The organism is Brevundimonas sp. GW821-FHT12E07, from assembly GCF_058807035.1.
In genome coordinates this window covers 446,136-453,877 of the sequence record NZ_JBXAQH010000004.1, presented here as the reverse complement: position 1 = coordinate 453,877, position 7,742 = coordinate 446,136, and the positions used below count along the sequence as shown (strand labels likewise).

Sequence of the window (7,742 nt, the reverse complement as noted above, 5' to 3'; positions counted from 1 at the left end):
GTCTTGCCGTGGTCAACGTGACCAATCGTGCCGATGTTGCAGTGCGGCTTCGTGCGTTCGAACTTTTCCTTGGCCATTCTCTTCTCTCCGTCCCCTGAAATGAGGGGGCTTCAGTCCTTGGGGTTTTCAGGGGTCCGGACGGAGCGGGCTCCGTCCGGGTTTGGTTGGGGTTTAGGCGCTGTACTTCTTGATGACTTCGTCGGCGACGTGTTGCGGCACCGGTTCGTAGTGGTCGTACTGCATGGTGAAGGCGGCGCGGCCCTGCGACATGCCACGCAGCGTGTTCACATAGCCGAACATGTTGGCCAGCGGCACGAAGGCGTTCACGACGGTGGCGTTGCCGCGCATGTCCTGACCCTGGATCATGCCGCGACGGCCGTTCAGGTCGCCGATGACCGAACCGAGGTAGTCCTCGGGGGTCACGACCTCAACCGCCATGATCGGCTCGAGCAGCTTGGGCGAACCCTTCTCCTTCAGTTCCCGGAAGGCGGCGCGCGACGCGATTTCGAACGCCAGCACGCTGGAGTCGACGTCGTGGAACTTGCCGTCCGTCAGGGTCGCCTTGAAGTCGATCAGCGGGAAGCCGGCCAGCAGGCCGTTGTCCTTGGCCGAGGTCAGACCCTTTTCGACGCCCGGGATGTATTCCTTGGGCACCGCGCCGCCGACGATCGAGTTCTCGAAGATGAAGCCCGAGCCCGGCTCGCCGGGTTCGAAGGTGATCATGACGCGGGCGAACTGACCCGTACCACCGGTCTGCTTCTTGTGGGTGTAGTCGATGTCGACCTTGCGGCCCAGGGATTCACGATAGGCGACCTGCGGCGCGCCGATGTTGGCCTCGACCTTGTAGGTGCGCTTCAGGATGTCGATCTTAATGTCCAGGTGCAGCTCGCCCATGCCCTTCAGGATGGTCTGGCCCGACTCGTGGTCGGTCGAGACGGTGAAGGAGGGATCCTCCGAGGCCAGCTTGGCCAGGGCGACGCCCAGCTTCTCCTGGTCGGCCTTCGACTTCGGCTCGACCGAGATCTCGATAACCGGCGCCGGGAATTCCATCTTCTCAAGGATGACGGGCGACTTCAGCGGATCGCACAGGGTGTCGCCGGTGCGGGTTTCCTTGAGGCCGGCCAGGGCGACGATGTCGCCGGCGTAGGCTTCCTTGACGTCTTCACGGTTGTTCGAGTGCATCTGCAGCATGCGGCCGACGCGCTCACGCTTGTCGCGCGACGAGTTCAGCAGGCTCATGCCGGTTTCCATCTTGCCCGAATACAGGCGGCAGAAGGTCAGCGAACCGACGAAGGGGTCGTCCATGATCTTGAACGCCAGAACCGACAGGGGCTCTTCGTCCGAGGCCTTACGAACGACGGGCTCTTCGGTCTTGAAGTCGATGCCCGGGGTCGGCGGGATGTCCAGCGGCGACGGCAGGTAGTCGACGACGGCGTCGAGCAGCGTCTGCACGCCCTTGTTCTTGAACGCCGAGCCGCAGAGGATCGGGTAGAAGGCGCCGGTCAGCACGGCCTTGCGGATGCACTTCTTGATGGTGGCTTCGTCGGGCTCGTTGCCTTCGAGGTAGGCTTCCATCGCCTCGTCGTCGAGTTCGACGGCGTTGTCGATCAGGTACTGACGGGCTTCGTTGGCCTTGTCGACCAGGTCGGCCGGGATCGGCACGTCCTTGTAGGAAGCGCCCAGGCCGTCGTTGTCCCAGACCACGCCGGTCATGCGGACCAGGTCGACCAGACCCGACAGCGAGGATTCGGCGCCGATCGGGAACTGGATCGGCACGGCCTTGGCGCCCAGACGGTCGCGGATCGACTCGACCGACTTGTCGAAGTCGGCGCCGATCTTGTCCATCTTGTTGACGTAGACGATGCGCGGAACCTTGTACTTGTCGGCCTGGCGCCAGACGGTTTCGGTCTGCGGCTCAACGCCGGCGTTGCCGTCCAGCACGGTCACGGCGCCGTCGAGGACGCGCAGCGAACGCTCGACCTCGATGGTGAAGTCCACGTGCCCGGGGGTGTCGATGATGTTCAGGCGCTTGCCCTGCCAGAAGGCGGTCGTCGCGGCCGAGGTGATGGTGATGCCGCGCTCTTGTTCCTGGTCCATCCAGTCCATGGTCGCGGCGCCGTCGTGGACTTCGCCGATCTTGTGGGACTTGCCGGTGTAATACAGGATCCGCTCGGTCGTCGTCGTCTTGCCCGCATCGATGTGGGCCATGATGCCGAAGTTGCGGTAGTCCTCAAGCTTGTGAGTGCGGGCCATGGAACGTGCCTTGAAGTGAGTTCAGGACGCGGGAGGCGTCCTCGGGAAGATCGTACGGTGTCTGGATAAGCGGGCGCGGGCGATTTAGCTCAAACCGCCCGCGCCGGATAGTCCTAGATAGTCAGCGCCCGGCCCTTACGTAAGAGCCATGACGCATTGAAGACATTACCAGCGGTAATGGCTGAAGGCGCGGTTGGCTTCAGCCATCTTGTGGGTGTCTTCGCGCTTCTTGACCGCGGTGCCGCGGTTGTTCGAGGCGTCCAGCAGCTCGGCGGCCAGCTTTTCGGTCATGGTGTTCTCACCACGCTTGCGCGCGGCGTTGACCAGCCAGCGGATGGCCAGGGCGCGGCGACGGTCCGGACGGACTTCGACGGGCACCTGGTAGGTGGCGCCGCCGACGCGACGCGAACGGACTTCGACCGACGGCTGAACGTTTTCCAGGGCGGTGTGGAAGGTGACGACGGCTTCGACGTCCTTCTTCTTGTCGGCCAGGATGTCGAACGCACCGTAGACGATGTTTTCGGCGACGGCCTTTTTGCCCTCGTACATGACGTAGTTCATGAACTTGGTGACGGTCAGATCCTTGTATTTGGGATCCGGCAGGACTTCGCGTTTCTGGGCGCGGTGACGACGGGACATGGGCTGGGCCTCTTAAATCGGTATCGGAAAGCCGGAGCAGTCCGGCTGAATCTGGAAGGTCGGCGGGGCGTCTTACTTCGGACGCTTGGTGCCGTAGTGCGAACGGCGCTGCTTGCGGTCCTTGACGCCTTGCGTATCGAGCACGCCGCGCAGGATGTGGTAACGCACGCCGGGAAGGTCCTTCACGCGGCCGCCGCGGATCAGAACAACCGAGTGTTCCTGCAGGTTGTGGCCTTCGCCGGGGATGTAGCACACGGCTTCATAGCCGGACTTGGCCAGACGGACCTTGGCGACCTTACGCAGAGCCGAGTTCGGCTTCTTCGGGGTCGTCGTATAGACGCGGGTGCAGACGCCGCGGCGCTGGGGCGAGCCTTCCAGAGCCGGCACCTTGTTGCGCACGGGCTTGGGCTTGCGGGGCTTGCGGATCAGTTGGTTGATCGTAGGCATTTTAACTCGTCTCGACTTCTGATGGAGGCGTGTGCCTGTCGGCCGGGGCGCCTCATGTCCTTCTTTTGAACGGGGCCGGCTGGCCTCGCCCGGGGTCTTTGAGGCCAGGCGCGCCGCCCAAACAGAAAAACCGGAACGCGCGCTTTGGGCGTTCCGGCGGGCACAGCCCGTCCGTTCGATTGTCACGATCCCGGCGAGGGAAGAATCCCCCATGCCTCGAAAGTCCGGCGCGTATAGGCGCGAAGGGGTTTCAGGTCAAGCGGAGCGTCAGTCAGGGTAGCCGGAAGGTGGTTCTGAACCGGACCCTGCCGTTTGCGGCGCTGCTGTAGACGTTTTGCGGGGTCAGGCGGGCATGCCGCGCGGCGCTCAGGGCCGCTGCGCCGAAACCCTGCCCGGGCGGAGTTTCAGACAGAATGACGCAGTCCGAGACACGCCGGTCTCGCAGTAACCGGCATTCCAGCTCCACCGCGCCCTCCTGAACCTCTCGTTGGGCGCCGGCTTGCGCTCCAGCACCCGGCGCCGGGCGCGTTTCCGGCAGGGTCGCCTGAGCCATCAGGAGCATCAACACAAGCGAGGTCGGCATGCCGTCTCCTCCGGGGTCCGCCCCATGGCGGGTCCTCTGCAACCGAGGCTAGCATGCCGCATGTCGCCGCCCCAATACCGCCACGCTGCCGGAGCCCTCTATGATTGAACGGAGGGCAGATGGCGGATCAGACGTTGCACGGCCCGATCCCGCGCCCCGTGGAGCGCCTGGTGGGACAGGGGCCATGGGCTCCGTTCGCCGTCATCGGCTCGATCGTCCTGCATGCCCTCGTCATCGGCCTCGTCCTGCGCGGCCTGTCGGGGACAGACTTCCCGGAGCCGGAACGCGCCATGGGGCCGGATGTCTTCCCGGAGGGGTACTGGGTTCCGGTCGACCTGACCCCATTCCCGGCCCGGGAGGGTCGCCACGTCCGCCTGAGCCGGGTCGCCCCGAACGACGGCGACCGCTGGATGACCCAGACGGCCGAGCGCGCGTCCGAATTCCACCTCCCCGAGTCAGGCCGGTCCGCGACGCCTCCTGCCGGGGACAGGGATCGCGCCACGCCCCGTGGGACCGAGGCCGGACCCGCAACGGGCCAGCCCCGGCTCTCCTCCGTTCCCGTTCCGCCGTCGGTCCGCACCTCCGTCCTCGCCTGCCGTACGCTGGCCGGAACATTGACGGCGCAGGAGCAGGCGGTCTGTGACGAGCGGTTCGCCAGAGCCGCTTCGGGCGCCCGCCGCATCGCCGGCACGGGCGAGCCCGAGCGCGACGCTCGCTTCGCCGCCGAGGGCGCGGCCGCTCTCCAGGCCTATGAGCAGCGCCGTCTGGGGCTCAAGCCGAACAGCCGCGCCAATCCCTGTCCCGGCGCCCCCAATCCGTCGGATCCCTGCGCCGTGGCCATCCAGGGGCGGATCTGGTCAGATCGCGACGGCTGGTTCCCCGATCTTCCGGGACGACACTGAGATGGCGCGTCACGGCCCACAAGTCGCCATGCTTTGCCTTTCCCTTACGGCCCAGGTTCCGGCGGTTCGGACCGAGGGGCTCTGATGACGGCGACGTTCAAACCGGACTGGCGCGACATCATGGGGCCCCGCGGCGGAGCGCGCGCGACCTCGCGTGAGCGGGCCGAACGCGCGGCCGTGCTTGTCGGCTCGATCGCCGCTCACGCCCTGGTGCTCGGCCTCATCGGGCTGGGGCTTCTGGAGGTCCGGTCGGAGCAAACGGTCGTCGATGACCGGGCCGTCTATGTCGAGATGGAGCCCCGCCCCCTGCTCAACGGCGAGACCGCACGCATTCCCCGCTCGGCGCCCGCCTCATCGGCGAACGCGCCCGCCCTGACCCGTTCGGCGAGCCGTGACGTCACCCCGTCGAAGCTCAAGGAGGAGGACGAGGAGGATCGCCCTGCCCCGCCTTCGCCGCGCGCGGCGGGGGTTCCCGCGGCCGGCGCCCCTGCCCCGCCTGCCGAGGCCAATCCGTGGACCTATCGACCGGAGAGTCTCGGCGCCGCCATCGGCAGGACGATGCGCACCGGACCTGGCGGCTGCCGGATCATGGACGGGCATCTGAGCGCCGCGGAGCAGGCCCTGTGCGACGAGCGGTTCATCGACGGCGCCATTGCAGCCGGTCAACGCCACCCGCCGGGAGGCCGCACCCTGACGCCCAGCGAACGGCGCCGCGAGGAGGGCTTCGCCGCCGAGGGCCGCCGCGCCCTGGAACGGTATCAATCCCGTCGGGCGCCGCTCAGGTCTGGCGGCGGAAACGTCTTCTCCGGCGACTGTCCGGGCGGAAATCTGGGCACGGGCTGCGCGGGCTCTCACCTCGACCCGTCGATGCGCGAGGGCGCCACCGGCACGATCCGACAGGACTCCAACCGCACACCCATCGATCAGCACCTCCGCCTGCCCGGCCACGACTAACCTGGCGGTCTGAGCCGGGATCAGGGCGTTGGCGGGGTCAGGGCGTTGGCGGGGTCAGGGCGTTGGCGGGGTCAGGGCGTTGGCGGGGTCAGGGCGTTGGCGGGGTCAGGGCGGCCTCGACCAGCGACCGGCGCATGTCGCGGCTGATCTGGCTCTCCTGATTGGCGAACGGCTGTCCCGCCCCCACCGAATAGACCCCGTCGATCAGGGCCCGGTCCCAGGCCGTCAGCTCGGTGGGGCCGCCTGGTTCGAACAGGTTCAGGATCGTGTCGGCCCCCGCCACGTCAGGCAGCTGCGGCAGGTCCAGCATCACCGCGAACGCCACATAGGCCGCCAGCCCCCGCGACGGGACGTCGCCCAGACGGCGCGAGTCGACCACGATCAGGGCGCGCTCGATCTCCTCGCCCGTGCTCAGGCTCAATCGCGTATTCGGCAGGTCCGCGCCCATCGCGTCCTTAGTTCCAGACAGGTTCTCGGCCACCAGGCTGGCCGCCGCCGACCGCCGCATGGCCGTGGTCCGGGTCCGGTGTTGCCAGCGCACCGGCCTGGGCGGGCCCGCGAACTCGGCCATGTCCTGCCGCCGGTTTTCGAACAGCCGGTTGCTGTAGCGTTGGGCGACCGTTTGCGCGAAGCCGCCGGCGTTGTCGGCGATCACCACCATGACGTTCGGGCTGTGACAGTAGCCCTCCTTCAGTTTCACGCCGAGCGAACGGAAAACGTCGGCGATCTGCTCGCCCAGCGCGGCATTCACATCGGGCGTCCCGCCGATGACCCGGACACACAGGGGGTCGCTCCAGCGCGCCAGTTGCCCCTCGTTCCGCCCATACCGCGCCGGTTCCAGCAGCTCGCCGACAAAGGCGTTCACCTGCTCCGCGCTCACCCCGGTGACGGCGATGTCCTCGACGGTGTCCGGCGCGGTCTGGGGCGTTGTGGGGGGCACGGTCTGGGGCGTCGCCTGGATCGCGAGCGCCAAGGCCATCATCCATCCGGTGATCACGACGCCGCCTCCCTGAGAACCACCTCAAGGTGTACATCATCCTGACGGAGCCCGCATCCCGTGTGGAGCCGCCGCCGCGAGATTCCCTCAGGGCGTCGGCGCGGTCAGGGCGCTTCGCATCCGGTTCTCGATCTCGGACTGCTGGAAGCCGAAGCTGACGTCGGGCGTCATCCGGTAAAGGGCCTGGAGGAAGGCGCGGTCCCAGCGGGTCAGAGCGTGAGGCCGATCGGGGTCCGTCTCGTCGAACAGGCTCAGGATGGTGCGCTGGCCGTTCGTCTCCGGTTCCGGCGGCATGTCGACCAGGGCGACGAAGGCCAGATAGGCGGCCAGGGCGTCCAACGGCGGCGCCGAGGCCCGGTTGGCGTCCACCACGATGATCGTCTGCTGCACCGTCCGGACAGTCGCCATCTTCAGGCGCGAGTTCGGCAGGGCCTGCTGATCGGTCCGCACCCGATGGCGCCAGCGCACGGGTCGGGGCGGCCCCACGAAGGCATCGATCGCCTCGCGCCGGTTCTCGAACATCTGCACCCGGTAGCGGCCCGCGAAGGTCCCGGCGAACAGATCCGCATCCGGCGTGACCACCACCATGACCGTCGGCGTGCAGCCCGCCTCCGCGTGCGGAATGTCGAGAGAGGCGAAATTGGCCGCGATCTGGCTGGTGAGATAGGCATTCACCTCCGGGACCGCGCCCGAAACCTCGACGCACAGCCGATGATCCCAGCGCGCCACCTGCCCGAGGAATTGCCCGTGCTCGCCCGGGATCGTCAGCCCGCCGACGAACCGTCCCACCGCATCCCCCGACACCCCGCGCACCACCACATCTGGCACCACATCCGCCGGCGGCTCCTGCGGAGTCTGCTGGATCAGCAGGCCAATGGTCATGAGCAGGGCTGCGATCATGGAACGACGGTCCCGCTCTTTCGTCAGACGGTCAAGCCGCGCTCACGTAGCGAGCGATAGCGCCCTT

Annotated in this window: 9 protein-coding genes; 2 read left to right on the top strand and 7 right to left on the bottom strand. The window is 67.3% G+C overall.

Annotated features, from left to right (window positions below):
* The 5 genes from AC1ROD_RS17050 to AC1ROD_RS17030 all read right to left on the bottom strand — a co-directional run.
* Positions 1-77 (bottom strand): hypothetical protein (locus AC1ROD_RS17050; RefSeq protein ID WP_007443273.1); only part of this gene is annotated, 77 nt, incomplete at its 3' end.
* Positions 78-171: 94 nt separating this feature from the next.
* Positions 172-2,253 (bottom strand): elongation factor G, encoded by a 2,082-nt coding sequence (fusA, locus tag AC1ROD_RS17045; protein WP_492949452.1) that lies wholly within the window; start codon positions 2,251-2,253, stop codon positions 172-174.
* 165 nt (positions 2,254-2,418) lie between these two features.
* Positions 2,419-2,892, bottom strand: a complete 474-nt coding sequence (gene rpsG / locus AC1ROD_RS17040) for a 30S ribosomal protein S7 (protein ID WP_207931699.1) — start codon at positions 2,890-2,892, stop codon at positions 2,419-2,421.
* A gap of 72 nt (positions 2,893-2,964) precedes the next feature.
* Positions 2,965-3,339: a 30S ribosomal protein S12 gene (gene rpsL / locus AC1ROD_RS17035; protein ID WP_013269204.1), complete on the bottom strand. Its 375-nt coding sequence runs from the start codon at positions 3,337-3,339 to the stop codon at positions 2,965-2,967.
* Between the two features lie 271 nt (positions 3,340-3,610).
* Positions 3,611-3,922, bottom strand: coding sequence for a TonB family protein (locus AC1ROD_RS17030; protein WP_492949451.1), 312 nt, complete (start codon positions 3,920-3,922; stop codon positions 3,611-3,613).
* A gap of 119 nt (positions 3,923-4,041) precedes the next feature.
* On the opposite strand from AC1ROD_RS17030, the gene AC1ROD_RS17025 reads away from it, so the two are divergent.
* Positions 4,042-4,824, top strand: coding sequence for a hypothetical protein (locus AC1ROD_RS17025; protein ID WP_492949450.1), 783 nt, complete (start codon positions 4,042-4,044; stop codon positions 4,822-4,824).
* An 84-nt stretch (positions 4,825-4,908) separates the two neighbouring features.
* Positions 4,909-5,778, top strand: coding sequence for a hypothetical protein (locus AC1ROD_RS17020; RefSeq protein WP_492949449.1), 870 nt, complete (start codon positions 4,909-4,911; stop codon positions 5,776-5,778).
* 88 nt (positions 5,779-5,866) lie between these two features.
* Here AC1ROD_RS17020 and AC1ROD_RS17015 read toward each other — a convergent pair whose 3' ends face one another.
* Complete coding sequence (locus AC1ROD_RS17015; protein ID WP_492949448.1) at positions 5,867-6,775, bottom strand: hypothetical protein; 909 nt, start codon at positions 6,773-6,775, stop codon at positions 5,867-5,869.
* Between the two features lie 87 nt (positions 6,776-6,862).
* Positions 6,863-7,675 (bottom strand): hypothetical protein, encoded by an 813-nt coding sequence (locus tag AC1ROD_RS17010; protein WP_492949447.1) that lies wholly within the window; start codon positions 7,673-7,675, stop codon positions 6,863-6,865.
* Between the last annotated feature and the right edge of the window lie 67 nt (positions 7,676-7,742).

Excerpts from the sequence above, each read along its gene's own strand:
- rpsL (WP_013269204.1), bottom strand. The coding sequence starts at position 3,339 with ATGCCTACGATCAACCAACTGATCCGCAAGCCCCGCAAGCCCAAGCCC.
- AC1ROD_RS17025 (WP_492949450.1), top strand. The coding sequence starts at position 4,042 with ATGGCGGATCAGACGTTGCACGGCCCGATCCCGCGCCCCGTGGAGCGC.
- AC1ROD_RS17010 (WP_492949447.1), bottom strand. The coding sequence starts at position 7,675 with ATGATCGCAGCCCTGCTCATGACCATTGGCCTGCTGATCCAGCAGACT.
- AC1ROD_RS17020 (WP_492949449.1), top strand. The coding sequence starts at position 4,909 with ATGACGGCGACGTTCAAACCGGACTGGCGCGACATCATGGGGCCCCGC.
- AC1ROD_RS17030 (WP_492949451.1), bottom strand. The coding sequence starts at position 3,922 with ATGCCGACCTCGCTTGTGTTGATGCTCCTGATGGCTCAGGCGACCCTG.
- rpsG (WP_207931699.1), bottom strand. The coding sequence starts at position 2,892 with ATGTCCCGTCGTCACCGCGCCCAGAAACGCGAAGTCCTGCCGGATCCC.
- fusA (WP_492949452.1), bottom strand. The coding sequence starts at position 2,253 with ATGGCCCGCACTCACAAGCTTGAGGACTACCGCAACTTCGGCATCATG.